Source organism: Diaphorobacter sp. HDW4B, from assembly GCF_011305535.1.
Lineage (GTDB): Bacteria > Pseudomonadota > Gammaproteobacteria > Burkholderiales > Burkholderiaceae_C > Diaphorobacter_A.
This window is the reverse complement of sequence record NZ_CP049905.1, coordinates 44,771-69,464: the sequence shown is the minus strand read 5'-3', so window position 1 is coordinate 69,464 and position 24,694 is coordinate 44,771. Positions and strand designations below refer to the sequence as shown.

At 62.1% G+C, this 24,694-nt stretch carries 23 protein-coding genes and 2 riboswitches; of the genes, 5 read left to right on the top strand and 18 right to left on the bottom strand.

The genetic code is table 11. The features are described 5' to 3' along the window. Positions 1 to 17: 17 nt before the first annotated feature. The 8 genes from G7048_RS00330 to G7048_RS00295 all read right to left on the bottom strand — a co-directional run bounded on the left by G7048_RS00330 (position 18) and on the right by G7048_RS00295 (position 8,144). On the bottom strand, positions 18 to 1,139 hold the full coding sequence (locus tag G7048_RS00330; RefSeq protein WP_166066252.1) for a phosphotransferase family protein: 1,122 nt from the start codon (positions 1,137 to 1,139) through the stop codon (positions 18 to 20). A gap of 677 nt (positions 1,140 to 1,816) precedes the next feature. Then, entirely contained in the window at positions 1,817 to 2,533 is a 717-nt protein-coding gene (locus G7048_RS00325; RefSeq protein ID WP_166066251.1) for a Crp/Fnr family transcriptional regulator, read from the bottom strand. 94 nt (positions 2,534 to 2,627) lie between these two features. Continuing rightward, entirely contained in the window at positions 2,628 to 3,407 is a 780-nt protein-coding gene (locus tag G7048_RS00320) for an oxepin-CoA hydrolase, alternative type (RefSeq protein ID WP_166066250.1), read from the bottom strand. 48 nt (positions 3,408 to 3,455) lie between these two features. Beyond that, on the bottom strand, positions 3,456 to 4,985 hold the full coding sequence (locus tag G7048_RS00315) for a 3-hydroxyacyl-CoA dehydrogenase (protein ID WP_240933110.1): 1,530 nt from the start codon (positions 4,983 to 4,985) through the stop codon (positions 3,456 to 3,458). 66 nt (positions 4,986 to 5,051) lie between these two features. Then, positions 5,052 to 5,960 (bottom strand): thiamine phosphate synthase, encoded by a 909-nt coding sequence (gene thiE, locus G7048_RS00310; RefSeq protein WP_166066249.1) that lies wholly within the window; start codon positions 5,958 to 5,960, stop codon positions 5,052 to 5,054. Positions 5,961 to 5,967: 7 nt separating this feature from the next. Further along, the gene (locus G7048_RS00305) at positions 5,968 to 6,798 is read right to left on the bottom strand and encodes a thiazole synthase (RefSeq protein ID WP_166066248.1); all 831 of its coding nucleotides are present in this window, start codon (positions 6,796 to 6,798) and stop codon (positions 5,968 to 5,970) included. Between the two features lie 32 nt (positions 6,799 to 6,830). Beyond that, on the bottom strand, positions 6,831 to 7,028 hold the full coding sequence (gene thiS, locus G7048_RS00300) for a sulfur carrier protein ThiS (protein ID WP_166066247.1): 198 nt from the start codon (positions 7,026 to 7,028) through the stop codon (positions 6,831 to 6,833). 30 nt (positions 7,029 to 7,058) lie between these two features. Continuing rightward, the gene (locus G7048_RS00295; RefSeq protein WP_166066245.1) at positions 7,059 to 8,144 is read right to left on the bottom strand and encodes an FAD-dependent oxidoreductase; all 1,086 of its coding nucleotides are present in this window, start codon (positions 8,142 to 8,144) and stop codon (positions 7,059 to 7,061) included. A gap of 60 nt (positions 8,145 to 8,204) precedes the next feature. Beyond that, positions 8,205 to 8,302, bottom strand: a riboswitch (TPP riboswitch). Positions 8,303 to 8,431: 129 nt separating this feature from the next. On the opposite strand from G7048_RS00295, the gene thiD reads away from it, so the two are divergent. Next, positions 8,432 to 9,283 carry a bifunctional hydroxymethylpyrimidine kinase/phosphomethylpyrimidine kinase gene (gene thiD, locus G7048_RS00290; RefSeq protein ID WP_166066244.1) on the top strand — a complete coding sequence of 284 codons (852 nt, stop codon included), beginning with the start codon at positions 8,432 to 8,434 and terminating at the stop codon, positions 9,281 to 9,283. Positions 9,284 to 9,308: 25 nt separating this feature from the next. On the opposite strand, the gene G7048_RS00285 is transcribed toward thiD, so the two are convergent. Next, the gene (locus G7048_RS00285; protein WP_166070709.1) at positions 9,309 to 9,719 is read right to left on the bottom strand and encodes an SH3 domain-containing protein; all 411 of its coding nucleotides are present in this window, start codon (positions 9,717 to 9,719) and stop codon (positions 9,309 to 9,311) included. Between the two features lie 203 nt (positions 9,720 to 9,922). Continuing rightward, positions 9,923 to 11,215 carry a cytosine permease gene (locus G7048_RS00280; protein ID WP_166066243.1) on the bottom strand — a complete coding sequence of 431 codons (1,293 nt, stop codon included), beginning with the start codon at positions 11,213 to 11,215 and terminating at the stop codon, positions 9,923 to 9,925. Between the two features lie 77 nt (positions 11,216 to 11,292). Continuing rightward, positions 11,293 to 11,414, bottom strand: a riboswitch (TPP riboswitch). A 218-nt stretch (positions 11,415 to 11,632) separates the two neighbouring features. Between G7048_RS00280 and G7048_RS00275 the strand changes: the two genes are divergently transcribed. Both G7048_RS00275 and G7048_RS00270 read left to right on the top strand, forming a co-directional pair. Next, positions 11,633 to 12,211 carry a CZB domain-containing protein gene (locus tag G7048_RS00275; RefSeq protein ID WP_166066242.1) on the top strand — a complete coding sequence of 193 codons (579 nt, stop codon included), beginning with the start codon at positions 11,633 to 11,635 and terminating at the stop codon, positions 12,209 to 12,211. A 142-nt stretch (positions 12,212 to 12,353) separates the two neighbouring features. Continuing rightward, positions 12,354 to 12,869 carry a CZB domain-containing protein gene (locus G7048_RS00270; RefSeq protein ID WP_166066241.1) on the top strand — a complete coding sequence of 172 codons (516 nt, stop codon included), beginning with the start codon at positions 12,354 to 12,356 and terminating at the stop codon, positions 12,867 to 12,869. 44 nt (positions 12,870 to 12,913) lie between these two features. Here G7048_RS00270 and G7048_RS00265 read toward each other — a convergent pair whose 3' ends face one another. The 6 genes from G7048_RS00265 to G7048_RS00240 all read right to left on the bottom strand — a co-directional run bounded on the left by G7048_RS00265 (position 12,914) and on the right by G7048_RS00240 (position 19,116). Further along, complete coding sequence (locus tag G7048_RS00265; RefSeq protein ID WP_166066240.1) at positions 12,914 to 13,969, bottom strand: NAD(P)/FAD-dependent oxidoreductase; 1,056 nt, start codon at positions 13,967 to 13,969, stop codon at positions 12,914 to 12,916. A gap of 12 nt (positions 13,970 to 13,981) precedes the next feature. Then, positions 13,982 to 14,305, bottom strand: a complete 324-nt coding sequence (fdxA, locus tag G7048_RS00260) for a ferredoxin FdxA (RefSeq protein WP_166066239.1) — start codon at positions 14,303 to 14,305, stop codon at positions 13,982 to 13,984. 186 nt (positions 14,306 to 14,491) lie between these two features. Continuing rightward, positions 14,492 to 15,880, bottom strand: a complete 1,389-nt coding sequence (locus G7048_RS00255) for a sulfate adenylyltransferase subunit 1 (protein ID WP_166066238.1) — start codon at positions 15,878 to 15,880, stop codon at positions 14,492 to 14,494. Further along, positions 15,880 to 16,812 (bottom strand): sulfate adenylyltransferase subunit CysD, encoded by a 933-nt coding sequence (gene cysD / locus G7048_RS00250; protein ID WP_166066237.1) that lies wholly within the window; start codon positions 16,810 to 16,812, stop codon positions 15,880 to 15,882. Before cysD ends, G7048_RS00255 begins: the two co-directional genes overlap by 1 nt. Before the next feature lie 21 nt (positions 16,813 to 16,833). Next, positions 16,834 to 17,232: a DUF934 domain-containing protein gene (locus tag G7048_RS00245; protein WP_166066236.1), complete on the bottom strand. Its 399-nt coding sequence runs from the start codon at positions 17,230 to 17,232 to the stop codon at positions 16,834 to 16,836. 30 nt (positions 17,233 to 17,262) lie between these two features. Then, entirely contained in the window at positions 17,263 to 19,116 is a 1,854-nt protein-coding gene (locus G7048_RS00240; protein WP_166066235.1) for a nitrite/sulfite reductase, read from the bottom strand. Positions 19,117 to 19,806: 690 nt separating this feature from the next. Between G7048_RS00240 and G7048_RS00235 the strand changes: the two genes are divergently transcribed. Further along, positions 19,807 to 20,586, top strand: coding sequence for a hypothetical protein (locus G7048_RS00235; RefSeq protein WP_166066234.1), 780 nt, complete (start codon positions 19,807 to 19,809; stop codon positions 20,584 to 20,586). Positions 20,587 to 21,012: 426 nt separating this feature from the next. After that, entirely contained in the window at positions 21,013 to 22,362 is a 1,350-nt protein-coding gene (locus G7048_RS00230) for a hypothetical protein (protein WP_166066233.1), read from the top strand. Here the strand turns inward: G7048_RS00230 and mnmC are convergent. Together mnmC and G7048_RS00220 are read right to left on the bottom strand one after the other, a co-directional pair. Next, positions 22,349 to 24,250 (bottom strand): FAD-dependent 5-carboxymethylaminomethyl-2-thiouridine(34) oxidoreductase MnmC, encoded by a 1,902-nt coding sequence (mnmC, locus tag G7048_RS00225; protein ID WP_166066231.1) that lies wholly within the window; start codon positions 24,248 to 24,250, stop codon positions 22,349 to 22,351. The two genes, G7048_RS00230 and mnmC, sit on opposite strands and share 14 nt — an antisense overlap. 110 nt (positions 24,251 to 24,360) lie before the next feature. Next, entirely contained in the window at positions 24,361 to 24,633 is a 273-nt protein-coding gene (locus G7048_RS00220) for an oxidative damage protection protein (RefSeq protein WP_166066230.1), read from the bottom strand. Positions 24,634 to 24,694 lie beyond the last annotated feature (61 nt).

The window sequence follows — 24,694 nt, the reverse complement described above, 5'->3', positions numbered from 1 at the left end:
TGTTGACTGGATTGTGGTCAGCGCTGGTCGACTTTCTGCGCGAATGACCAAGCGAGTTGTGCGATGGGCTGCGTCTGCGCGCCCGTGGCTTTGGCTTCTGTGCTGGCGGCGGTTCCAGCTTCCACGCGCTTGGCGATGCCTTGCAGAATCGCCGCGATGCGGAACATGTTGTAGGCCAGATACCAGGGCCAGTCGGCCCTTAACTCGGCGCGAGTGGTGATGCCGTGTTCTTCACAAAAGCGGGCGATGCCTGTACGGTCGCAATAACGTGTGATGTAGCTGTCTTCATCAGGAATGCCGAGCGCCACAATGTCGAGGCCGCCGATGCCGCGCGAGAGCTGGTGCGGGATATGCCAGCTCATGCAGTGGTAGCTGAAGTCCGCGAGCGGATGGCCGAGCGTGGACAGCTCCCAGTCGAGCACGGCGATCACACGCGGCTCGGTGGGGTGGAACATCAGATTGTCGAGCCGGTAATCGCCATGCACGATGGACACAAGCCGCTCGTCGCGCGCGCTCGCTGGCATGTGGGCAGGCAGCCATTGCATGAGCTGGTCCATCTCGGGAATGGGCTGCGTGACCGAGGCCTGGTACTGCTTGCTCCAGCGCGCGATCTGGCGCTCGAAATAGTTGCCCGGCTTGCCGTATTCACCCAGACCGCGCGCTTTGAAATCCACGCTGTGCAGCGCGGAAATCACGCGGTTCATTTCGTCGTATATGGCGGCGCGTTCTGCGTTGCTCATGCCAGGCAGAGATTGGTCCCACAGCACGCGGCCCTGCATGAACTCCATGATGTAGAAGGCGCGGCCGATGATGGATTCGTCTTCGCAGAGGGCGAGCATTTTCGGGACGGGGACGTCGGTGTTTTGGAGTGCGCGCATCACGGCGTACTCGCGTTCTATCGCATGGGCCGAGGGGAGCAGTTTGGCTGCTGGGCCTGGTTTGGCGCGCATCACGTAAGTGTTTGATGGCGTGATGAGTTTGTAGGTGGGGTTGGATTGGCCGCCTTTGAACATTTCCACGTTCAAGGGGCCTTGGAAATGTTGGATGTGGTGCGTCATCCAGTTCGCCAGGGATTCTGTGTTGAAGGCGTGGCGGTCGGCTACGGGGCGGGTGCCTATGAAGGCGTCAAACTGGCTCATTTGTTGTTTTCCTTTTTGCTTTGTTTGGTTTGGGTGGGGTTTTCAACTTCTGCTCGGGAGTTGAGGGCGGGGGCCGGGTCTCGCCCCGGCGGGCGAGTAACTTTTCGCTGGCGCGCGAAAAGTCACCAAAAGCGCGCTTGAATGCGGGGTCACGCGGCAGAACTCACTGCGAGCCCGTAGGGCTCTCCGTTCGGGCAACCGCCGCGAGTCAGTGTTTTCATAAGAGGAAGTGACGGCACTTCGCTGCGCTCGTGGCCGTGCATCTCGCGACTTCGCGAGATGTGGGTGCGCTGGTTTTGTGGGGGGTGTTTGACCGGCGTGTGGCGCTGGTTGTGTTGCCCCCTCGCTTGCTTGCGGAAGAGGGCTGGTGGGGAGAGGCGGCCAAACCGGATTGGACCCAGAAACCTCGTGCCCAATCAATGTGTATTTCGTTGTGAGGCTGGCGCCTCGCGGCTGCACCGAAGAGTGCAGCCGCACCCTCCCCAGTTTTTGGTCTGACTCACGATAGTTGCCCGAACGGAGCGACGCAGTCGCGCAGTGAGTTCTATCGTGTGACTTCCAGCGCATTTTTTGGTGACTTTTTTGTGCGCAAGCAAAAAAGTTACTGCCCCGCCGGGGGCAGTCCCGGCCAGCGCAATCAAAGAAAACACGGCGCTGGCAAGGCGCACTTGACGAACTTAGTTCGCCTCGGCAATCCGCATAAGCTTCGAGCGATCGCGCACGACCAAGCCACCCGGCTCGATGCGGATAGCATCCTCCCGCTCCATGGCCTTGAGCTCCTGATTCACGCGCTGCCGCGACGCACCCAGGAGCTGCGCCAACTCTTCCTGCGCGAGCTGCAGACCAATGCGGATTTCGTCGCCGTCCGCAAGACTGGGCACACCATAGCTGCGCGCCAAGTGAATCAGCTGTTTGGCAAGGCGCGAGCGCAAGGGCAGTGTGTTGAGGTCTTCCACCAGACCGAAGAGCTGCCGGATGCGGCGCGATTGCAGTTGGAGCAGGGCGTCGTACAGTTCGGCGTGTTGCGAGAGGATTTTCTTGAAGTCGGCGCGGGCCACGCACAGGATGGTCGAGTCGCCATGCGCGTAGGCGTCGTGCGTGCGGCGGTCTCCGTCGAACATTGCCACGTCGCCAAACCAGATGCCGGGCTCCACGTAGGTCAGCGTGATCTGCTTGCCGGAGATCGATGTCGAGCTCACGCGCACCGCGCCGCGGGCGCATGCGATCCACTCGTCCGGTGGGTCGCCGCGCGCGCAGATCAGCCCCCCATCTCGAAATCTTTTGACGTAAGCGCATCGAAGAATGTCATGTCGCAGCGAGGGCGACAAAGATGAAAACCAGCGACCACTGTTGATCGCTTCACGTTCTTCTATGCTAAGAATCGGCTCGTCCATAGGCTGTCTTTTGGGTGACTGACGCGGCACCTGCTGTCACTCGGGCGACGCAGCGTGCCTTGGCGGCAAGCGAGGGCTTGCCTAGCCTCTTATCTTACTGATATCGCGGTGCGCGTTTGTCGAAGAAGGCCGCAATGCCCTCGCCAGCGTTGGCGTGCGAGAGGTTTTTCACGAAATGATTGCGCTCGTTGTCCAGGTGCTCGTGCAGGCTGTTGCCGCTGGCTTCGGTCACCAGGTCCTTGATGCTGGCCAGCGCGTTGGGCGCGCGCTGGTTGAGTGTGTTGGCCAAAGCCAGTGCATCGTTCAGCGCTTCGCCGGGTTGCGACAGGCGGTTGACCACGCCTAGCTGGTACAGGCGCTGCACGTCCACCTTGTCGGCGCCCATGAGGATTTCCATCGCCAACTGGCGCGGCAGCGATTGGGCGAGGCTCCATGTGCCGCCGCCATCGGGCGACAGGCCCACGCGCGCATAGGCCATGATGAACACGGCGTCGCGCGAGGCGACGATGAGGTCGCAGGCCAGCGCGAGCGAGAAACCGGCACCGGCCGCCGGGCCTTCCACGGCGGCGATCACCGGCTTGGGAAAGTTGCGGATGGTGTCGATCCAGCCATGCAGCGCATTCACGCCGCGCGCTTGTTCTTCGGCGCTTTCCTGACGGCGCGCCTGCAGACGATGGAGATTGCCGCCCGCGCTGAACATGCCGTTCGCGCCGGTGATGATCACGCTGCGGATGTCGCGATTGCGTTCCGCGCCGTTGAGCGCTTCGACGCCGGCCGCATAGATGTCGGGGCCGAGCGCGTTGCGCGTCGCGGGGTCGTTGAGGGTGAGGACCAGCGTGTGATCGTGGCTTGCGCTTTTGAGTTCGGCGGGCATGGTGTTTGTCTCAATCGTTGTGTGCGGTGGTCAGACCTGCTTTGCAGATCACTCTTCTTCGTGCATCAGGCTCAGGCCGATGGCACCACGGCGACGCAGCCAGGGGCTGGGGCGGTAACGCGTGTCGCCGTAGACGGTCTGCATGTTGAACAGCACTTCGAGCACATTGGTCGGCCCCCAGCGGTTGCCCATGGCGAGCGGACCCATGGGGTAGCCGAGGCCGAGCGTGACGGCGGTTTCCAGGTCCTTGGGTGTGCAGATGCCTTGCTGGCAGATGTCGCTGGCGATGTTGACGATGCAGGCCACCACGCGCTGGGTGACGAAGCCGCCGCTGTCGCGGATCACCGAAACCTTCTTGCCGTCGCGCGCGAACAGGGCGTGCGCGGCGTCGCGGTAATCGGTGCGGGTGGCAGGGTTGGTGGCGAGCACGCGGCGCTTGGTGGCGGCGTCTTCGACCAGCATGTCGATGCCGACGGTGCGTGCGGGATCGAGGCGCTCGACCACGGCGACGGTCGTCACGTCAAAGCCCAGCGGCGCAACCAGCGTCAGCGCTTGCGCGGATGGCGACTGGCCGGTTTCCACCGTGGCACCCAGTTCCTTGAGCAGTTGGTACAGCTCGGCGCGGCGCGCGGCGCGGGTCGAAACCCAGACCGGCGGCATGTTCTCGACCACCGGCACGGGCGGTTCTTCGGGCACTTGCTGCGCGCCGTCGATGTATTGGTAGAAGCCTTCGCTGGTCTTGCGACCGAACACACCACCGGCCACGCGCTGCGCGGCGATGACGCTCGGGCGGTAGCGCGGCTCCTGGTAGTACTGGTTGTAGATCGACTCCATGACCGGGTGCGACACGTCGAGGCCGGTCAAGTCCATCAGCTCGAAGGGGCCGAGCTTGAAGCCGACCTGATCGCGCAGGATGCGGTCGATGGTGACGATGTCGGTCACGCCTTCGTTGAGGATGCGCAGCGCTTCGGTGCCGTAGCCACGGCCCGCGTGGTTGACGATGAAGCCCGGCGTGTCCTGCGCGGTGACGGGCGTATGGCCCATCTCGCGGGTGTATTGCGTGAGGCGTTCGCAGGTGGCGGCATCGGTCTTGAGACCGGCGATCACTTCGACCACCTTCATGAGCGGCACGGGGTTGAAGAAGTGGTAGCCCGCAAATCGGTGTGCGGACTTGAGATTCGCGGCAATCGCGGTGACCGACAGCGACGAGGTGTTGGTCACCAGCACGGCGGTGCTTTCCACGATGGTTTCGAGCTGGGCGAAGAGTTCGCGCTTCACATCCAGACGCTCGACGATGGCCTCGATCACCAGATCGCAGGACGACAGGTCATTGAGCGTGGTGACGGGCTGGAGCAGGGCGGACCACTCTGCCGCCTTGGCTGCGTCGATCTTTCCCTTTTCGGCGAGCTTCTGCCATTGCTGCTCGATCTGCTTTTGCGCGGCAGCGGCGGCTTCGGGGTTGGTGTCGAAAAGACAGACCTTGCTGCCCGCCTGCGCGGCGATCTGTGCAATGCCACGGCCCATGGCACCTGTGCCAACGATGCCGACCTGAGAAAAAGTAATGGATGTGCTGCTCATGCCACGATTATGGCGGCATGAGTGCTCACTTGTGCGGGTTCTCAGATGTGAGAATTTCTCCCGACGTCATGAGCCCATAGCATGCATCAACTCGGCAGCGGCCTTTTCGGGATCGGCGGCGTTGACGATGGCGCGCACCACGGCAATCGATCCCACACCCGTGGCGAGGATCTGCGGGAACTGCTCCAGCCCGATGCCGCCGATCGCTACTTGCGGGTAGTCGCGCATCAGCTTGGCGTAGCGCTCCAGACGCGCCACGCCTTGCGGCACGGTCGCCATCTTCTTGAGCGTGGTGGGGAACACCGCGCCCATGGCGATGTAGCTTGGCGCGACCTTGTCGGCACGCACCATCTCGGCATAGCCGTGGGTGCTGACACCCAGACGCACGCCGGAATCGCGCAGCGTGTCGATCTCTTGCTGCGTGAGCGCGTCCAGATCTTCCTGACCCAGATGCACGCCATACGAGCCCGCCGCAATCGCGATGCGCCAGTGGTCGTTGATGTAGAGATTCGCGTTTGTGCCACGCACAGCTTCGACGGCGGCCTTCACCTCGGCCTCGACGGCTTCCGGGTCGGTCGACTTGAAGCGCAGTTGCACGGTCGGCACGCCAGCGCGCGCCATGCGGCCAACCGATGCGGCGTCTGGCAACACGGCGTACAGGCCGAGATTTTGGGGGCATGCGGCGAACGGCTTGGCATGCGGCATGGGCTGCATGCCGAAGTCTGCTGGTTCGACGGGCCATGCGGCAGCATCGAACTGGCCGATGCGTGCGGTCTGGGCTTTCCATGCTTGTGCCACGCATTCGGCGTCATGCCCGATGAAACCGAGTTCGCTGGAGGCGGCAAGCGCTGCGCGGTAGGCCGCATCGTCATTCGTCGGCGCGGGGGCGGGCTGCGCGGGGAAGTCCGCGAAGTCCTTGCCATGCTGCGCCAGAATGGCTTGCTTCATGGCGTCAACGGATGGGTTGGATTGCATGCTGTGATCAGCCATTGTTGTGATGCCAGAACGGGGTGCCGAGCACGGGCGTGCTGGGCTGGGCGGAGGCCTGCGGCGTCATTGCGCCAGCGGTGCGTGCGGCACGGCCTGCGCTGACGGCATCGGCAAACGCGCCGGCCATCGCAATTGGATCGGTGGCCAGTGCCACGGCGGTGTTCAGCAGCACGCCGTCAAAACCCCATTCCATCACCTGGCAGGCGTGCGATGGCAGGCCGAGGCCCGCGTCCACCAGCATGGGCACGGTCAGGCGCTCGCGCAGCATCTGCAGCGCGTAGGGGTTGATGGGGCCACGGCCCGTGCCGATGGGTGCGGCCCAGGGCATGACGGCCTGGCAGCCCACATCGACCAGACGCTGGCACAGCACCAGATCTTCGGTGCAATACGGCAGCACCCAGAAGCCTTCGCGGATCAGATGTTCGGCGGTGGAGACCAGGTTCAGCGTATCGGGCTGCAGCGTGTAGTCGTCGCCGATCAGCTCCAGCTTGATCCATGGTGTGTCGAACACCTCACGCGCCATCTGCGCGGTGGTGATGGCTTCCTGCGCGCTGTGGCAACCGGCGGTGTTGGGCAGCACGGGCACGTTCAGGCTGCGCAGCAGTTCCCAGAAGCTGCTGCCGGTTTCTGCAGCATTGCTGCCCTGACGGCGCAGCGATGCGGTGACCATGCCGGGCTTGGACCGTGCGACAGCGGCCTGCAGCACGGCTGGCGAAGGGTAGCGTGCCGTGCCCAGCAACAGGCGGCTTTGCAGGGTCTGGCCGTACAGCACGAACGGGTCGTTGCCGGTGTTCAGGTCAGTGGACGTGTGTGTTTGGGACATATGGATTTCAACCTGATTTTTGTTCTTGGAGCTCAGCCGCCCGTGACTGGCGAGATCACCTCGACGGCGTCGCCAGCGGTCAGCGCGTGCTGCGCGTAGCCGGTTTTGGGCACGAACTGCATGTTCACCGCGACGGCGAACGGTGGCTTGGCCTGCATCTGCGCCACGAGGTCGGCGACGGTGGCGTTGTCTGGCAGGTCCATGTTTTTCTGGTTGACGGTCACGTTCATGGCGGTATCACTTGAGGCGGGCGACGTTTTTCAGTCGATCTGCACGGAAAGGTCAAAACGGGGAGCAAGTGTCGATTGTCCGGTCTCCAGCACTTCCATGACCACATCCAGCATCGCGGGCGAGATCATGAAACCGTGGCGGTACAGACCGTTCACTTCGAGCACATTCTTGCGCACTTGGCGCACGGCAGGCAGATTGTCGGGCAGAGTGGGGCGGCATTGCGTGGCGATTTCCAGAATGCGCGCTTCGGCAAAGCCCGAATGCACGGCGTAGGCTGCCGACAGCAACTCCAGCGTCGAGCGCACGCTCGCGGGCGACATGTCGTCCGACTCGATCTCGGTCGCGCCGATCACGAACAGGTGATTTTCCTTGGGCGCGATGTAGATCGGATAGCGCGGGTGCACGAGGCGCGTCGGGCGCTCCAGCGTGACTTCCGGTGCGTAGAGCCGCACGACCTCACCGCGCACACCGCGCAGCGCATTCCATGTCGGCTTGGCACCCAAACCACGGCAGTCGAGCACCATGTCGGCACTGCCGGGGGTGATATCTTCGGGCTGCTTCGGCGCATTCCAGTGCACTTTCACGCCGAGTTCGGTCATCGCGACTTCGAGCGCTGCGAGCAGTTGGCGATTGTCGAGCTGGCCTTCGCCGGGCAGATACATGCCGTTGGCAAAGCGCGTGGCGACCGAGGGTTCGAGCGCATCGACCTGCGCGCCGTTCAGCATCTGCAGCGGCTGCAGTTCGGGGATCTGCTGTTGGGTCTGGGTGAGTTTGTGCTGAAAGCGCTGGGCTTCGCCCGCATCCAGACGGTGCCAGAGAATCAGCGTGCCGTTCTGCTGGAAGAACACGGGTGTGGAGAGCTGGCCGATCAGTTCCTGCCAGCGCGGCAGCGCGTACTGCCCCATGCGGACCACGCCGGGCTCGGTCACCGCCGACTCTGCCAACGGTGCCAGCATGGCTGCTGCCACACGTGCGGCAGCGCCTTGCGCATCGGGACCCTGCGCCTCGAAGACTTCGACGCGATGGCCCTTGCGCGCCAGCTCGACGGCAAGCAGCCGGCCCATCAGGCCCGCACCGAGAATCGTGATCGTGGAGTTTTTTTGCAGCGGAAGCATCTCGTTCTATCTCGTCCAGTTCCAACTCAATGGCAGTAAATGGACAAAACACGCCGGTGCCGCTTTTTTGCAGAAACTCCCCACGCCAGCATTGTCTGGATCGGGTAGAGGGTATGTTCTCAGCGCCACGCTTCGCATGGGCACCCCTGTTTCGTCCGAGATGCAATTACAACACAATGACAACGGCAAATTCATTGAACTGCTTCATGTCCCTCGCGTTGTATCGGTTGCCCATATCGATTTTGTGCGTTGAAAACGGGCATCCGGAATCGCCGATAATTTTTCACATGAGCAAAGAACTTCAGACGCAGCAAGACAAGCGTCGTTACGCCCGAGTCCTGTCCATCGCCGGTTCCGACAGCGGTGGCGGCGCGGGCATTCAGGCCGACCTCAAGACCTTCAGCGCCCTGGGCTGCTACGGCATGACCGCCATCACGGCCCTCACGGCGCAGAACACGCAGGGCGTGCGCGGCATCCACGGCGTGCCGCCGGAGTTTCTGAAGGCGCAGATCGACGCGGTGGTCGAAGACATCGGCGTGGACGCCATCAAGATCGGCATGCTGCATTCGCCTGAGGTGGTGCGCGTGGTGGCCGATGCGATCCGGCGTCATGGCTTGCCCAATGTGGTGCTCGATCCGGTGATGGTCGCCACCAGCGGCGACCGCCTGATCGCGCAGGAAACCGAAGCGGCGCTCGTCGGCGAGCTGTTCCCGCTGGCCGAGGTGGTCACGCCTAACCTCGATGAAGCGGGCTGGCTGCTGGGTCGCAAGATTGCGGGCGAGGCCGATCTGGACGAAGCCGCGAACGCGCTGCTCGACCTGGGCGCGCGCGCTGCCGTGCTCAAGGGCGGCCACTTGCCGGGCGACTGGGTGGTGGACGTGCTGGCGCTGAACAAGACCGAGCACCACCGCCTCGAATCGCAACGCATCGCCACGCACAACGGCCACGGCACGGGCTGCACGCTGTCCTCGGCAATCGCCTCGCATCTCGCGCTGGGCGAAAGCCTGCCCAAGGCCGTGGAAAAGGCGCGCGCCTACATCCTCGGCGCGATTGCCGCAGGCGCGGATGTGCACACGGGCCGTGGTCACGGCCCGCTCAATCATGGCTATGCGCCGGTGGCGCAGGTGGTGATTGGCTGAATGGATTGAACGGCCTCGGGGCCGATCACCAGCCCCAGGTCAGGTTCTTGGCGACCCAGCCGGTCTTGCCGGACGAGGTCTTCACCTGAGCCCAGGTGCCTGAATTCTGGAGCGTGCGCACGATCTCGTGCTGCTGCAGCTTGCCGACAACCTTCGCATTGCCCGACGCGGAAGCGCGCAGATTGGCTGAGCGCGCAGTCACCACGCGGTGCGGCGTCTTGCTCGTGAGCGGCGCATGCACCCAGCCGAGTGTGGCTTCGTAGTCACGCACCTTGAGCCACTGGCCCTTGCGCTGCTGCACCTGCAGCGGATAGCCAGACCCCAGCTCCCACTGCGTTGCCGAGCGCGTGTTGGGCTGCACACGCACGTTCACGGTCTTGCCCTTGATGCTGACGAACTCCCTGGCCTCGGCCACCGTGGCGGTGAGCAGGCTCATGCCGATCACGCAGGCTGCGGCGAACGCGCGCGTGGGCAGAAAGGAACGGCTGGGGGTGATGCTGGATGCGGCGGTAGAGAGCACTGCGCAAATTCTCCTTGTCTTTGATTTCTTGCTCAAAAAATGAGAGCAACTGACAGAGGGAGGGCCTGCGCAGCGCAAAGTTCCAATGAATTTCAGAATTTCTCCGGCCGCGTTGCGAATCAGTTTTGCTTGGCGCTGAGCAGTCTGGTCACCACAAAACAGATCACCAGCGTCGGCAGGGCTGAACCGATGGCGGGAGCCACCTTGGGCAGCAGGTGGTAGCAAGCAATGCCCGCGATCCAGATGATGACGGGCACGATGTGCACATTGCGCGCCTCGGTCAGCAGTTTCGCGGTGTTCGCACCAAAGGCCAAGCAACCAAGAATCACGCCGAACAGGGGCACGAAGACCGAACTCAGCATCAGCAGGAAGGGCTCCAGACTGTGCATGGGCAGCACCAGCGCGAGGCCGGTGCAGACCAGAGCGATCAGCATGCCCCAGCGGCGCACGCTCCAGCTCGGCAGCAGGCTGTGGGCCGAGACCGCGCCGGAATAGGCATCGCCATAAGCGTTGTCCACCTCGTCGATGAGGATCAGCGACAGCGCGATCAGGCCGCCTTGGGCGAGCAGCAGGGCGGTCACCAGATCGGCGCTTGGCAGCACCAGCGCGACCAGCACGCCGAGCGAATAGCACCAGATGTTGGCGACGGCATAGCCCATCCACGTGCCGCGCAGCGCGCCCTTGCCGCTGGTGCCGTGGCGTGCGTAGTCGGCCACCAGCGGCAGCCAGGAAATCGGCATGGCGATCACGAGGTCGAGCGCGGGCATCACCCCCATGCCGCCTTCGCCGGGGCGGTTCCAGATCGTCGAGAAGCCTTGGTTCATCGCCACGTTCAGGAATTGCCAGGTCAGCCAGATCAGCGACAGCACGACCAGCGGCAGCGCCCCGCGCGCAATCACCTTGCGCACCAGTTGCACCATGGAGCCGCTGATCAGCGCAACCACCACGCCGCCCCAGAGCAGCGTAGCCAGCAGCGGCCACCAGGCGTCGGTCATCGTGCCTGACTGGCGGCCGATGGCGACCGTGGCGTCGCGCATCACCACCAACTCGAACGTGCCCCAGCCGATGAGTTGCACGATGTTCAGGATGATGGGCAGGCTTGCGAACTGGCGACCGTAGACCGTGTGCATCAGCCCGGCGCTGGCAAGGCCGCTGTCGCAGGCGAGCTTGGCCACCCAGCCGAGCAGACCTGCACCCACCAGAGAGCCCAGAACAATCGCCAGCAGTGCCTGCTGCGTGCTGAGTGCGGGCATGAGGAATGAGCCCACCTGCATGACCAGCAAGCCCACGCCCAGACTGAACCACAGCGAGGCGTGATCGACGGTGCGGAACACGCGCTGCTCTGCGGGCAACGGAGCCAGGGCCTCGTTGGTGACGGCGTTGGGGTTGGATGAATGACTCGACTGCTGCATGCACGCTCCGCAAAGAATGGGACGATGCGCAAGGTGCGAACGTCTGGCGGGTGAGTGCGAGAGAGGGCGTTTCGACTCGTTGCGGCAGACAGCTTCCCTGCGCGAGGATTAACTCACAGGTTCAAAGGGACTTTCTCAGCCGCTGCCCGCCATCCCAATATCCAAAGATTGACGCGCAACAACACCCCTAGCGACGCGCGAGTATAGCCATTTGCGGAGTGGTTCTGCCCGGGGCCGTATCGCGCTCGGACCGAGGCGTAAAAAGCAAGCAGAGTGTCAACAAAGTTTGATTTAGCTAAAACCTATTGGAGAAATATCATTGATGGAAATAACATAAATTAACGCAATCGAGTCAATAGAAGCAATTGATACAGCTTCTCTCGATTGCCGCATCAATACATCTCTGAGGAGCGCAACGTGGGACTATTTGACTGGATGAAGGGCAAGCGTGCCGCGTCGGTGCCGACATCGTCCCATGCGCAGAGCCAATCCACCACCAAAGTGGTTGCACCCGCATTTGCCGACACACTGCCGCCGGGCCTGACGCTGGTTCCGCCCAGCACGCCAGCCGCCACCTCGCTGCCCGGCGCGGTGCAGGAATCCGATCAAAGCGCAGGCGGGCTCGACTTCGCTTCGGCGATTCAGGCGCATCGCAACTGGAAGAATCGCCTGAGTCAATACCTGAGCGATGAATCCAATGAGCAACTCAACTACCGCGTGATTTGCCGCGACGACCAATGCGTGCTCGGCAAGTGGATCAACGGGCGCGGGGCGGATGATTTCGGCCATCTGCCATCGTTTGGCGAGTTGAAGGTGTCGCATGGCCAGTTCCATCTGGCCGCGGGGCGCATCGTGCAGTTGCATGACGGCAAACAGACGGATGAGGCTCAGCAGTTACTGCGCCATGGCGACTATTCGCGCTATTCGATCAAGGTGATGGGCTTGCTGAGTTCGCTCTACGTGGAAGTCACTGACAGCCAGCCGCGCGCTGCTTGATGGCAGATGCGCTCAAGAACACACATTCACATCGTTAATTCTTGTGAATGTTGCGTATCGTTAGATTTGTAATTGAAAAATACTGATGTCCGGTTTACAGTCCCTCCTATCAATCCCGCCAAAAGGGAAGAGGAGGCGCATCATGGGTCTGTTTCAATGGCTGAACAAAGGCCAGCAGGGCGAAGCATCATCGGGTGCAAAGGCCGGTGTGGTTGTGCCATTGCCCGTGAACTCCTCGCGCTCCAAGTCGCCGGTTGCGGCCTCTGAAGACGCGGGCGGTCTTGATTTTGCTTCCGCCATTCGCGCGCATCGTGAATGGAAGGTGCGCCTGCAGAAATACCTCACCAACGAGTCGCTGGAAAAGCTGGATGCCCGCAGCATCTGCCGCGATGACCAATGCGCTCTGGGTAAATGGGTCAACGGCAGTGCGGCCAGCGAATTCGGCCATCTGCCATCGTTTGGCGAGCTGAAAGTCTCGCATGGCCAGTTCCATCTTGCTGCGGGCCGCATCGTGCAACTGCATGACGAAAAACGCACCGAGGAAGCCGTGCAGCTGCTGCGCCACGGTGACTATTCACGCCATTCGATCAAGGTGATGGGGCTGCTCAGTTCGCTGTATATCGAAGTGGCGGAGACGCTGCACGGCGATCCGTCCTGATCCAAACGACAAATCAAGCAAGCAGCGCTTGCTTGGTGGCTGCGTCAGTGATGCTCGACGCCCAGGCGCTCGTGCAGCTTGGCGCTCGTCGTCGTGTACTGCAACGCGACCGGGCCACCGCTCAGATACTCGGCTGCGGCGAAGGCGGCGAGCGTCGCTTCGTGAAATCCGCACAGAATCAGCCTGCGCTTGCCGGGGTAGGTGTTGATGTCGCCCGCTGCATAAATGCCGGGCACGCTGGTGGCGAATGTGGCGGTGTCCACCACCAGTTGCTTGCGCTCGATGGCCAGGCCCCAATCCGAGATCGGACCCAGACGCGGCGAAATGCCCAGATAGACGAGCAGCAGCTCGCTGGGCGCGCTGGCTTCGTTGCCGTCGGCATCGAGTATCTGCAAGCCGGTGAGCTGGCCTGAAGCGTTTTTCTCCACGCCCGTGATCTGCGCGACCAGCACGCGGATGCGACCGGCATCGCGCAAGGCCTGAAGCTGCGCGAGTTCGGCGGGCTCGGCCTGAAATACATCGCGGCGATGCAGCAGGGTGACGCTGCTGGCCACTTCGGCGCATTCGATCGCGGCGCGCACGGCCGCTTCGTCGCCGCCATGCACGATCACATGCTTGCCAGCCGCCGCTTGCACGCTGGACGGGTGGTAGAAGACTTGCGAGCCGACCAGCGTCTCGATGCCGTCGACCTTGAGCGCGCGCGGCACAAAGGCACCCACGCCTGCGGCGACGAAAACCAAGCGAGCGAGCAATTGCGTGCCGGAATTGGTTTCCAGCAGAACGCGGCCATCGGCTTGCACGGCGAGTGCGGCGACTTGGCTGTTCAGGTGTTCAGTCGGTGCAAACGGGGCGATCTGCTCGCGCAGTTTTTCGACCAGTTCGCGGCCGGTGCAGACCTTGGTGCCGGGAATGTCGTAGATGGGCTTGTCGGGGTACAGCTCCGCGCATTGCCCGCCCAGATGCGGCAGGGCATCGATCAGGTGCGCGTGAATGCCTTGCAGCCCGAGCTGAAAAACCTGAAACAGCCCGACCGGGCCAGCGCCGATGACTACGGCATCCACCTCGATGGGGCTGTGGGGGGCGAGGTCAGTGTTCGACAAACCCGTGATCCATCACTTGTCCAGGTACTGGACCTTGTCGGTCTTGCCGTTCCACTCATCGGCATCAGGCAGCGGTTCCTTGCGCTTGGTGATGCTCTTGTACTTGGGCGACAGATCGGCGTTGATCTTGATGAACGCGATCTGGTCTGCTGGCAGGTCTTCTTCGGCAAAGATGGCGTTGGCAGGGCATTCCGGAATGCAGACGGCGCAGTCGATGCACTCATCGGGATCGATGATCAGGAAATTCGGGCCTTCGCGGAAGCAGTCAACGGGGCAAACATCGACGCAATCGGTGTATTTGCACTTGATGCAGTTTTCAGTGACGACGTGTGTCATGTGGTAGCGTGTTTTTCTATTTCGGGAATTCCCTGATTTTAGGCGCTAGATGGCCTTGCGTGGCGCGCAGCCCTTGCCGCCTTACGGTAACTCGGCAAATTGGGCCTCAATTGGGCTCGGTTCAGCATGCGCCTGTGGCCTTGCAATCCCCGTTTTACGGGGCGTTGCAAGGCGTTTCCAGCTTTATCAGGAACGGATCAATACGGCTCCAGCCGTTTTATGGCTGGCTGTGTCCACCAGAATCATCGAACCCAGAACGCGTGCCTCGGTGAATGGAGCAACCGGAGCGGCTTCCTGCAAGAGCAGTTCGATGTGGCCGATGGCGTTGGCTTCAAGCTTTTCAGCGTCTTCTTCGGCCAGCGTGTTGATGTTCAGGCGGTGCACCACGCGGCGCACCTTGGCCTTGATCCAGCGGTGACCATGCTGGGCGAGATACACGCGGCCAGGAACGAGCGGCTCGTCATCCATCCACGCGACGGTGGCTTGCAGCTCGCGCTGGCCTTTCCATGCGGGTTGGCTGGCGGGAGCGTCGTCAAAGTCATCGTCGGCAACGGGTTGCGTGTTTTCCACGGAAGCCACGATCCAGTCGCCACGCGACACATCCACTTCGCGATCCAGCACGATGCCGGCGCTGTTGCCAGCCTCGACATCGCCGGGTTCTCGCACATGATCCAGCACTTGCGCGATGGTGGCGGTCTGGTTGCTTGGCAGCAGGGTGACTTGCTGGCCCACGCTGGCAGCGCCTGCGGCCACGCGGCCCCAGAACACGCGGCGGCCCTGGGTGGTGTCGGCGGACGAGGAAAACTTCTCCACCCATTGCACGGGGAAGGCGAGCGGCAGTTCGCGGTCGGCAGGCGTTGCGGGCAGCGTGTGCAGCAGTTGCAGCAGGCTCGGGCCTTCATAGCCCGCCCAGCCTGGTGTCGCGTCCACCACGTTGATGCCCTTGAGCGCCGAGACCGGCACCGTGGCGCGCACGGTGATGCCAGCAGCCTGCGCAAACGCGGCGAGCTGGTTGCGGATGTGGGCGAAGGCGAGGGCAGGGTCTTCCACCGCGTCCAGCTTGTTGACCGCGAAGATCAGCGAAGGCACGCGCAGCAGATTCACCAGCAGCGAGTGGCGGCGGGTTTGCGGCAGCAGTTCGAGTTGCGGGTTCTTCCAGTCGAGCTTGGTGGCATCGACCAGCACCAGCGCGGCGTCGGCGCTTGAAGCGGCCGTGACCATGTTGCGTGTGTACTGCTCGTGACCGGGTGCATCGCCGATGATGAACTTGCGTTGCTCGGTGCTGAAGTAGCGGTACGCCACGTCGATGGTGATGCCTTGTTCGCGCTCGGCGGAGAGGCCGTCGGTGAGCAGCGCCAGATCGGTTTCGCCGCTCTTGGTGATGCCTGCGAACTGGTCTTGCAGCACCGCACGGGTATCGACCAGCAGACGGCCGATCAGTGTGGATTTGCCGTCGTCGACGCTGCCGCAGGTGATGAAGCGCAGAGCGGCGTCATTGGCTTGATGGGGTTGTGTCACGGATGCGTCCGTTGCTTGTGCTTGTTCGGTCGGAGCATTGAGGGTTGCGGTGCTCATCAGAAATAACCATCCTTCTTGCGCTTTTCCATCGACGCTTCGCTGGTCTTGTCGTCCATGCGGGTAGCGCCGCGCTCGCTGACTTCGGCGGCGAGCGTTTCGATCACGATGTCACCCGCCGTGGCGGCGGTGCTCTCCACGGGGCAGGTGCAGGTGATGTCGCCCACGGTGCGAAAACGCACGTCGCGGGTCACCACTTCTTCACCGTCCTTGGGAGGTGTGAGTTCGGTCACCGGCACCAGCAGGCCCTTGCGTTCCACCACTTCGCGCTTGTGCGTGTAGTAGATCGATGGCAGCGCGATCTTTTCGCGGTCGATGTATTGCCACACATCGAGCTCGGTCCAGTTGCTGATCGGGAACACGCGGAAGTGTTCGCCGGGTGCAAGGCGTGTGTTGAACAGCGTCCACAGTTCAGGGCGCTGCGCCTTGGGTTGCCATTGGCCGAAGCTGTCGCGATGCGAGAAGATGCGCTCCTTGGCACGGGCCTTTTCTTCGTCACGACGAGCGCCGCCAATCAGCGCGTCAAAGCGGAATTCCTCAATCGCTTCGAGCAGCGTGACCGACTGGTGCACGTTGCGTGATTCGCCGGGGTGCGCCAGGCGCACGGTACCGCGCGCCATCGAATCTTCCACGCTGCGCACGATGAGTTCTGCGCCCAATTCCTTGGCGCGGAAATCGCGAAACTCGGTCACTTCGGCGAAGTTGTGGCCGGTGTCGATCATGAGCAGCGGATAGGGCAGGCGGCCCGCGCCAAACGCTTTTTCAGCGCAGCGCAGCATCACCAGCGAATCCTTGCCGCCCGAAAACAGCAGGGCGGGGCGTTCAAAGGCGGCGGCCACTTCGCGCAGGATGAAGATGGTTTCTTCTTCCAGCGCATCCAGATGGCGGTTGCTCAGTTGCGAGAGCAGCGCGGGTTCGGTACGGGCGTTCATCGTTTTCTTGCTTTCTAAACCTTAGACGGCAGCGGCAGCGTTGGCTTCGCGAAAGTGCGGCAGCGGATGGCTCACATCGCCCTGATAGAAGGCATGGAAGCGATCGAACTGGCGCTGTGCATCGACCTTGTCCACGCCTTCGCGCAGCACGGCCACATCAAAACCGCAGCGCGACATCTGCACCAGTTGGTCGATGAGCACGTCACCCGTGGCGCGGATTTCACCCGCGAATTTGCGGCGTTGGCGCAGCAGGCGTGCCTGGCTGAAAGCGCGGCCATCGGTGAACTTGGGAAAGTCGAGGTCGATGCGTTCCACACCGGCCAGATCGGCGGCGAGCGGGTCAGCGTCATTTGCCAGCACGAGGATGTGCTTCTGGTCTTCCGTGACCGGTTGGTGTTCGGTGGCAGCGAAGATTTTCATGATGTTCTGTACTCGTTTTTCTTGCTTTGATCAGGCGGACACGGCAGCGTGAGCGGTGTGGCGCACGGCGTTGCCAGCGGCCTTGAATGGATCGATGCCGACGCGGCGCACGGTGTCGATGAAGTTCTCATGCTTCTGACCATGTGCCGCTTTGGCCGCTTCCGCAGGCAGAGCCTCGCGCAGATCGCGATACGTGGCAAGCAGCGCTTCGATTACGCCGGGCACTTCTGCCGCGCTGAACGATGGGCCAATGATCTTGCCGGGCTGTGCAGGGCCGGAAAGATTCGTGCCGTCCGCACCGCCGAGAGTGATTTGATACCACTCCTTGCCGTCCTTGTCCACGCCCAGAATGCCGATGTGGCCGCTGTGGTGGTGACCGCAGGAGTTGATGCAGCCACTGATGTGCAGGTCGATCTCGCCCAGGTCCCACAGCTCGTCGAGGTCTTGGTAACGCTCGGTGATGGCTTCGGCAATCGGCAGGCTGCGGGCGTTGGCGAGCGCGCAGAAATCACCGCCGGGGCAGGCGATCATGTCGGTCAGCAGGCCGATGTTGGCCTTGGCCAGACCGAGCGCCTTCGCGGCTTTGTACAGCTCGGGCAGTTGGTCGCGGCGCACCCATGGCAGCAGCAGATTCTGTTCATGCGTCACGCGCAGTTCGCCGTGCGAGAACTTGTCGGCCAGGTCCGCCGCAGCGTCCATCTGGTCCGCTGTGGCATCGCCGGGCGCATAGCCCACGCGCTTGAACGACAGCACCACGGCGCGCAGTTGCGGCAGGCGGTGCGGCAGCACATTGCTGTGCAACCAGCGACCAAAGTCGTTGTTTTCAGCGCTCGCGGTGCGCAGCAGTTCCAGCGTTTCGGCTTCGGCGTCGGAAGGGCTCAGATCGAGTTCCGGCTCCTTGAAGTTGGCCGCCACGCGGTCGAACTCGGCCTGGGTGATGGTGTGCGGGCCGCCTTCGTCTTCCACGATGGAGCGGAATTCTTCGTTCACCTGATCGATGTAGCTCTGGCCTTCGCTCTTCACCAGGATCTTGATGCGCGCCTTCCACAGGTTGTCGCGGCGGCCGTAGCGGTTGTAGACACGAATCACCGCTTCGAGGTAATTCATGATCTGGTTCCAAGGCAGGAATTCCTGCAGCACGGGGCTGATCACGGGCGTGCGGCCCATGCCGCCACCCACGCGCACCTTGAAGCCGACTTCGCCCGCTTCGTTCTTCACCAGTTGCAGGCCGGTGTCATACCAGCCGAGCGCGGCGCGGTCTTCCTTGGCACCGTTGAGCGACAGCTTGAACTTGCGCGGCAGGAACGAGAACTCGGGGTGCAGCGTGCTCCACTGGCGCAGGATTTCGGAATAGGGACGGGGATCGACGATCTCGTCCGCGGCAATGCCGGCGAGCGCATCGGTGGTGATGTTGCGAATGCAGTTGCCGCTGGTCTGAATGCCGTGCAGTTGCACGGAGGCCAGCAGATCCATCACGTCCGCGCTTTTGTCGAGCGGAATCCAGTTGTACTGAACGTTGGTGCGTGTTGTGAAGTGGCCGTAGCCATACTTGAATTGCGTGCCGATGCGGCGGCCGTCGGCCAACGGGATATCCCCCAGCTTTTCCTGCGCCGCTTGCGCGTCGGCCAAGAGCGTTGCATCGGGCTGATCGTATTCACGCGCCACCTTCGCCAGCACGCGCAGTTGGGCGCTGGAGAGTTCACCGTAAGGCACTGCCACACGCAGCATGGGCGCGTAGCGCTGAACGTACCAGCCGTTCTGCAGACGCAGCGGCTTGAACTCGTCATTCGTGAGCTTGCCGTTCTGGAAGCGCTCCAGTTGGTCACGGTACTGCTCGGCACGCAGGTGGATGAACTGTTTGTCGAATTCGGTGTATTGATACATGGCGGTCGGCTGTGTTCGTGGGGGAGGTCGCAGCGGCTTCCAAGGTGGCCGTGCTGACCGAGCTCAAAAAATGGCTTTGTCTTGAGCCATGTATGGGAATGTAGAAGCGTTCCTTAAGATTTCAAACGAATAATTATTCAGTCATGTATATCAAAAATGACATAAGAGGCATAAGTTTGTAGCTGAAAGTTCTCAAGCGACCGTGGCTGTCCAGGCCTATGTGCAGGGCTGTCGGCCAAGATCTTCAACGCTGCGCGCTCATCTGTGCGCCGTCATGACGCGGACTCATTAAGCCTTGTTATTGGCAGTCTTGCCCGATTGTCGGAACTTCGGACCGTTCTGTACTGATTTCGGACGCACATATCGACATTGCGCAGTTCTATCGAAGCCGCTTTGTAATGCGGAAAAGCGCGCTGTTTCGATTTGAATTTCATTGTGTAGAGCATTTCTGCTGAGTACCAAAAGAGGCGAATGCCAAATCAATTGATTATGAGTTTTCGTTTTATTTAATTTTCTTGATTTTGTATAGATTGATCGTTTTTCGAGTTTTGGTTGTGTATTTCTTGGTTGGAATAAATACCAATATGGATTGCACTGTTCGCTCGTTAAATTTCATAACCACGATGAATTGCAATTGTTTGCAGTGAGTTTGTCGATACAAGAACAGGAAACATGATGAATTCAGATTCGATGCGCTGGATCGTGGGTCTGGGCGTGCTGGGGAGCGTGCTGGCCCACGCAGGAGGGATTCAGGTGGGGGCCGGCTCCACAGTGAGCTTTGGCGACGCAATCGTCAGCATGGGGTGCAACGACCTGGTGGCTGCGGGGCAGATTCAGGTGAGTTCTGCCCATATTTCAACCATCAATGACATCAATATTCCCGCAGGCGGGATATTGGATGCGGGTGCTGCTTCCGATTTGACCATGACGGGAGATTTTGAGGGGGAGGGCTCATTCAATGCGGGCACGGGGGTGGTCAATATCGTTGATGGTTGCGGCAATGGCACGTCACATATTGGCGGTGGCGTTTCATTCAACGATCTGGCGGTATTGACTGGCACTGGAAAGAATCTCGTGCTCGATGCCGGGAAAACCACCACGGTGACGGGAAAGATCACCTTGCAAGGGGCGAGTGGCAATCTGCTGAAGATTCGAAGCACGGTGGCGGGCACGACTGCACAGATTTCTGCGACGGACGTTCAGGCCATCGACTATGTCGACGTGGCCGACAGTCGCGCCGTTGGAGCCGTGATGGCACCGGACAAGCCATCCAAGTTCCATTCGGTGGTGAGTGGCAATCTGTTTCGCTGGTTCTTTTTTGACGCTACCGGTCGTTGGGATGACCCGAGCATGCGTCAGATCCCCGCTTTGTCGACACTTTCTCTGGGAACGCTTGCGCTGCTGCTGGCCTGTCTGGCCGTTCGCCGTATTGGCGTGAAGCGCTTTTCCGGTCCCGCCACGAAGGCATAAATCAACACGAGCCACATGATGAAAAAAGCACATTCGTTCTCTGCGGTGTATGCCGCGATGTTGCTGGCTTGGGCTGCATTGCCAGCGTCGTCAGTTGCACAGCAACGGGGGCAAGCGCAGGCCATCGCTCCGCTGGCTTCCCATGAAGCTGCCGAAAGCGGCGGCAGTGGTGGGGCGGGAAGGGGTGAGACATCTCGCGCCGCGCGCCATACCTTAATATCCGACGAGCCCGCAGAGAGCCCGATGGGCAAGGAGGCGGTTGCAGCAGCGGAGCGCAAATTGGAGCCATCTGCAGCTGTGTCACTCGCATCGGAGCAGTCGGCTTTGGGCAGATAGCCAGAGATCGGCAACCTGCCGCCATCGATAAAACATTCGGGGCCATACCCCGTCGCGTCATCCATTCAGAACCATATAGGGAGCACTCAGATGATCAAAGCACTTTCACGATGCCACGCGGGCCTCGTCATTTCACTGGCCTGCGCCGTATCGCCCCTGGTGGCGACTGCGGCCGACGTGGTGGTCCAGCCATCGGCGGGCAGTGGTTTTGTGGTCAAGGACAGCCTTGGTGGCGTGGTCCGGCTGAGTGTGAAGGAAGACGGCACGATCGCGATTCCAGGTTGGAGTGGTTTGCCGGTTCGACCCACGAATATGTGCATCGAGATCATGTCTGGTCAGATAGGGCCGTGCCCGCCGCCCGCGGCAGGATTTTCTTTGCCATACGCGGCGACCGTGAGCGATCCCCTGACGCTTTTCAATATCACTCAGAGTGGCGCTGGCGGGGCGCTGCGCGGCGCAATCTCCAGTGCCAGCAATACATCGCCTGCCATCGTTGCCAGCTCAACCGGCATTGGCAGCGGGGTGCAAGTGCAATTGACCAACTCCAGCAACGGCGCAAGAGGGCTGGATGTGCTGCAGGCAGGGGTGGGCCCCGGCGTTTTTGCGACCAGTGCGGGCGGCAATGCCGCGTGGGGCATCACCAACTCGATTTCGGCCGCTGGCGTGATTGGCGACAATCCCTACGGAGAAGCAGTCGTCGGGCGCGCAGGAACGGGAAGCGGCAAGACATGTGGAGGCTTCAGTTGTTCTGGCATTGGTGCGGTGGTGGGGCGCAGTGATGGTCTCGATGGCTATGGCGTGCGTGGCTTTGTGACCCATCCCGATGGTGCCATTGCGGTGATCGGTCAGGTCGGTATCAGCGGCGGCACGGGCAATGCAGGACGCTTCGAGAACGTGAATGCGGCCAATCCGGAGGATGTGTTCATCGTGGCGTCCAACGGCACGGGCAATCTGGCTGTCTTCAAGAAGAACAGCAACGTCGCTCGCATCGACAACACGGGCAAGGGCTTCTTCAATGGCGGGACCCAGACGGGAGGTGCTGACATTGCGGAGCTGGTCGATTTCAAGGGGCGCGCGCCGCAGCCGGGCGATGTGGTTGAAATCGACCCCGAACACGCCATGCACTACCGGCTCTCAAGCGGATCGGAAAGCACCATGGTTGCGGGCGTCATCACCACCAAGCCGGGTGTGCTGATGAACGCCGGAATCGATGACGCATCTGGCCTGCCTGCGCTGGCCCTGGCAGGGCGCGTGCCGGTCAAGGTCACGCTGGAGGGCGGGGCGATCCGTCCCGGCGATTTGCTGGTCAGTGCGAGTCTGGAAGGTCACGCCAAGCGCGCATCGGGGGCGGTGGTGCCCGGCACGGTGATTGGCAAGGCGCTTCAATCGCATGCGGAAGGCTCGACGGGCCTTGTCGAAATGCTGGTCATGACGCGTTGACGTTCGTGGTTTGACGCGCCATGCGCTCGCTGCTCAACGCCTGCGCGAGCTTGGCTTCGAGCGGCAAGGGCTCGTTGTGCAGGCGGGTGGCGATCAACTCGCCGCACAGCATGGACAGCGTCAGCCCGCGTGAGCCCATGGCCGTGCAGACCCAGAGACCGGGCATGGCTTGCTGATCGACCGGGCCGACGATGGGCAGGCGGTCATGCGCGGCGCAGCGCACGGCGGACCAGTTGTGGGCGTTGGTGAATTCGGTGGATCGTTGCTCTGCCAGCACAGGGGCCAATTCGCCGAGCTTGGCGAAATTGCCTTCGAGCGCCTCGGCCTGATCGGCGGCGCTGGGCGGCAACTCGGTCACGTCGCGCTCGAAGGTGGAGCCGAGCACCCAGCCTATGCCTTGATCGAGCGGAGCACGCGGCACCAGATTGCCGTGGCCGTTCACGGGAACCTCAGGCCAGGGAGCCGCTTCAGGGTTCTCTGAATGTAGCCCCCAACTGATTTGCCCGCGCAGTGCCTGCAGTGGCCAGCGCTGGTCGAGCAGGGCATGGCTGTCGAAACCCGCAGTGATGATGACCATGTCGGCTTGCGCGAGCGGTTTGCCGTTTTCGTCCAGTGCCAGCCAGCCATCGGGGGTGCTGGCCGATCGTTCCAGACGCACCACCTTGGCATGGTCCAACACGCGAATGCGTTCGTGCGTGAGCTGATGCGCGACGATGCTTTTGGGCTTGACCCATCCTGCGCGCACATGCCAGCAGGCGATGGCATCGGCGGGCACGGCATTGCGCTCGCATTGTTCGGGGCTGGCAGTGCGCGTCCAATCAGCACCGGGGTGTTTGTCTTCATGCCATGCATCGGGAATGCCGGGCGAGTGATCGACGCGGTGTTCCAGCACGCCGCATTCATCCCAGAACTCGCCGCGCTCCATGGCTCCCAGCGTCTGCAAGGTCGTGCGCACGCCCGCGCGCGACAGCCGCGAGAGCACGCTGTCGTCGGGCGAGACGTGCGGCGCAAACACGCCTGCGGGCAGGCCGGATGCGCCTGCCGCCACGCCTTTGGCATCGAGCACGGTGACTTGCCAGCCACGCTTGGCAAGGCTGGCCGCGCAGGCGCTGCCAGAGAGGCCCGCGCCGATGACCATGCAGGTGCCCGGTTGCTGGACTGCCACATCGGGCAGCACTTCCCGCACGGCGCGCGGCTCCCAGCGCGGGTTGAACACGGCCTGCAGGTTGTCGCGCTTGGGCGGCACGCCTGGCACTTTCTGCACCTCGAAGCCGCATTGCGCCAGATCGTCACGCACCGCGCGCGCAATCGTCCAGGTCGCCAGCCGTGTGCCGCGATGGCAGCAGCGCGCAATCGCCTTGAACATGTGGATGTTCCACAGCTCGGGATTGACCTTGGGGCTGAAACCGTCGAGATACACGCTGTCGGCCATCGGCGTCTGCTGGCGCAGCATCTGCTGAGCGTCACCTATATAGAGCGTGAGCAGCACGCGCCCTTGGTCGAGCGACAGGCGATGCACGCCCGGCAGCAGACCCCAGAACTGCGCGCTCAGTTCCTTGGCCAACTCCTTGAACTCGTCAGGTGCGGCGCGCAGCAGATCGTCGGCATGCACCGGCCAGGCCTCGGCCGAGATGAAGTGCAGCAAGTGCGGGCGCTCGGGGTCTTCGCGCCACGCCTTCCACGTGGTGAGGAAGTTCAGGCCCAGACCGAAGCCGGTTTCCAGAATGCGCCACTGAGGCTGGTTGGCCCATGCTGCGGGCAGGCCGCAGCCGTGGAAGAACACCTCCTTGGCCTGATCCAGCCCGCGATTGACGTCGCTGTGATAACGGTCGTTGAAGCGGTGGCTGAAGGGGGTTCCGTCGGGAAGCCAGGCGAGGGGCTCGGTCATGGCGCAGTCAATTCAGAGGCAAAAAGCAAAACAGCGACTGTACGCCGCTGTTTGGGTGGAAAGATGCTCGATTCAATGACGAGCATCAAGTCTCAAGAGCTTGGCTCGAATCAAGCGCTTGGGGGCACGTAGCCTTGAGCGGCGTCTGCGCCGCCGCCGAAGAAATGATTCTCCATCTGGCGTGCCAGGTACTGGCGAGCACGTGCGTCGGCCAGGTTCAGGCGGTTTTCGTTCACCAGCATGGTCTGGTGCTTGAGCCAGTCGGCCCATGCCTGCTTGCTCACATTTTCATAGATGCGTTTGCCCAGTTCACCGGGGTAAGGAGGGAAATCGAGGCCTTCAGCTTCGGTGCCGAGCTTGATGCATTGGACGGTACGTGCCATGGGGTTACCCTTTTCTTAGATGATTTTTGAATATAGAACTGAAATCTTAATCGTTCCAGTT

Coding starts and splice junctions, on each gene's coding strand:
- G7048_RS00330 (WP_166066252.1), bottom strand. CDS start 1,139: ATGAGCCAGTTTGACGCCTTCATAGGCACCCGCCCCGTAGCCGACCGC.
- G7048_RS00285 (WP_166070709.1), bottom strand. CDS start 9,719: ATGAGCCTGCTCACCGCCACGGTGGCCGAGGCCAGGGAGTTCGTCAGC.
- G7048_RS00220 (WP_166066230.1), bottom strand. CDS start 24,633: ATGGCACGTACCGTCCAATGCATCAAGCTCGGCACCGAAGCTGAAGGC.
- G7048_RS00325 (WP_166066251.1), bottom strand. CDS start 2,533: ATGGACGAGCCGATTCTTAGCATAGAAGAACGTGAAGCGATCAACAGT.
- G7048_RS00315 (WP_240933110.1), bottom strand. CDS start 4,985: ATGAGCAGCACATCCATTACTTTTTCTCAGGTCGGCATCGTTGGCACA.
- thiS (WP_166066247.1), bottom strand. CDS start 7,028: ATGAACGTGACCGTCAACCAGAAAAACATGGACCTGCCAGACAACGCC.
- fdxA (WP_166066239.1), bottom strand. CDS start 14,305: ATGACACACGTCGTCACTGAAAACTGCATCAAGTGCAAATACACCGAT.
- G7048_RS00255 (WP_166066238.1), bottom strand. CDS start 15,880: ATGAGCACCGCAACCCTCAATGCTCCGACCGAACAAGCACAAGCAACG.
- G7048_RS00230 (WP_166066233.1), top strand. CDS start 21,013: ATGATCAAAGCACTTTCACGATGCCACGCGGGCCTCGTCATTTCACTG.
- G7048_RS00280 (WP_166066243.1), bottom strand. CDS start 11,215: ATGCAGCAGTCGAGTCATTCATCCAACCCCAACGCCGTCACCAACGAG.
- cysD (WP_166066237.1), bottom strand. CDS start 16,812: ATGAACGCCCGTACCGAACCCGCGCTGCTCTCGCAACTGAGCAACCGC.
- G7048_RS00235 (WP_166066234.1), top strand. CDS start 19,807: ATGCGCTGGATCGTGGGTCTGGGCGTGCTGGGGAGCGTGCTGGCCCAC.
- thiE (WP_166066249.1), bottom strand. CDS start 5,960: ATGCAATCCAACCCATCCGTTGACGCCATGAAGCAAGCCATTCTGGCG.
- mnmC (WP_166066231.1), bottom strand. CDS start 24,250: ATGACCGAGCCCCTCGCCTGGCTTCCCGACGGAACCCCCTTCAGCCAC.
- G7048_RS00295 (WP_166066245.1), bottom strand. CDS start 8,144: ATGCTTCCGCTGCAAAAAAACTCCACGATCACGATTCTCGGTGCGGGC.
- G7048_RS00245 (WP_166066236.1), bottom strand. CDS start 17,232: ATGAAAATCTTCGCTGCCACCGAACACCAACCGGTCACGGAAGACCAG.
- thiD (WP_166066244.1), top strand. CDS start 8,432: ATGAGCAAAGAACTTCAGACGCAGCAAGACAAGCGTCGTTACGCCCGA.
- G7048_RS00320 (WP_166066250.1), bottom strand. CDS start 3,407: ATGCCCGCCGAACTCAAAAGCGCAAGCCACGATCACACGCTGGTCCTC.
- G7048_RS00305 (WP_166066248.1), bottom strand. CDS start 6,798: ATGTCCCAAACACACACGTCCACTGACCTGAACACCGGCAACGACCCG.
- G7048_RS00240 (WP_166066235.1), bottom strand. CDS start 19,116: ATGTATCAATACACCGAATTCGACAAACAGTTCATCCACCTGCGTGCC.
- G7048_RS00270 (WP_166066241.1), top strand. CDS start 12,354: ATGGGTCTGTTTCAATGGCTGAACAAAGGCCAGCAGGGCGAAGCATCA.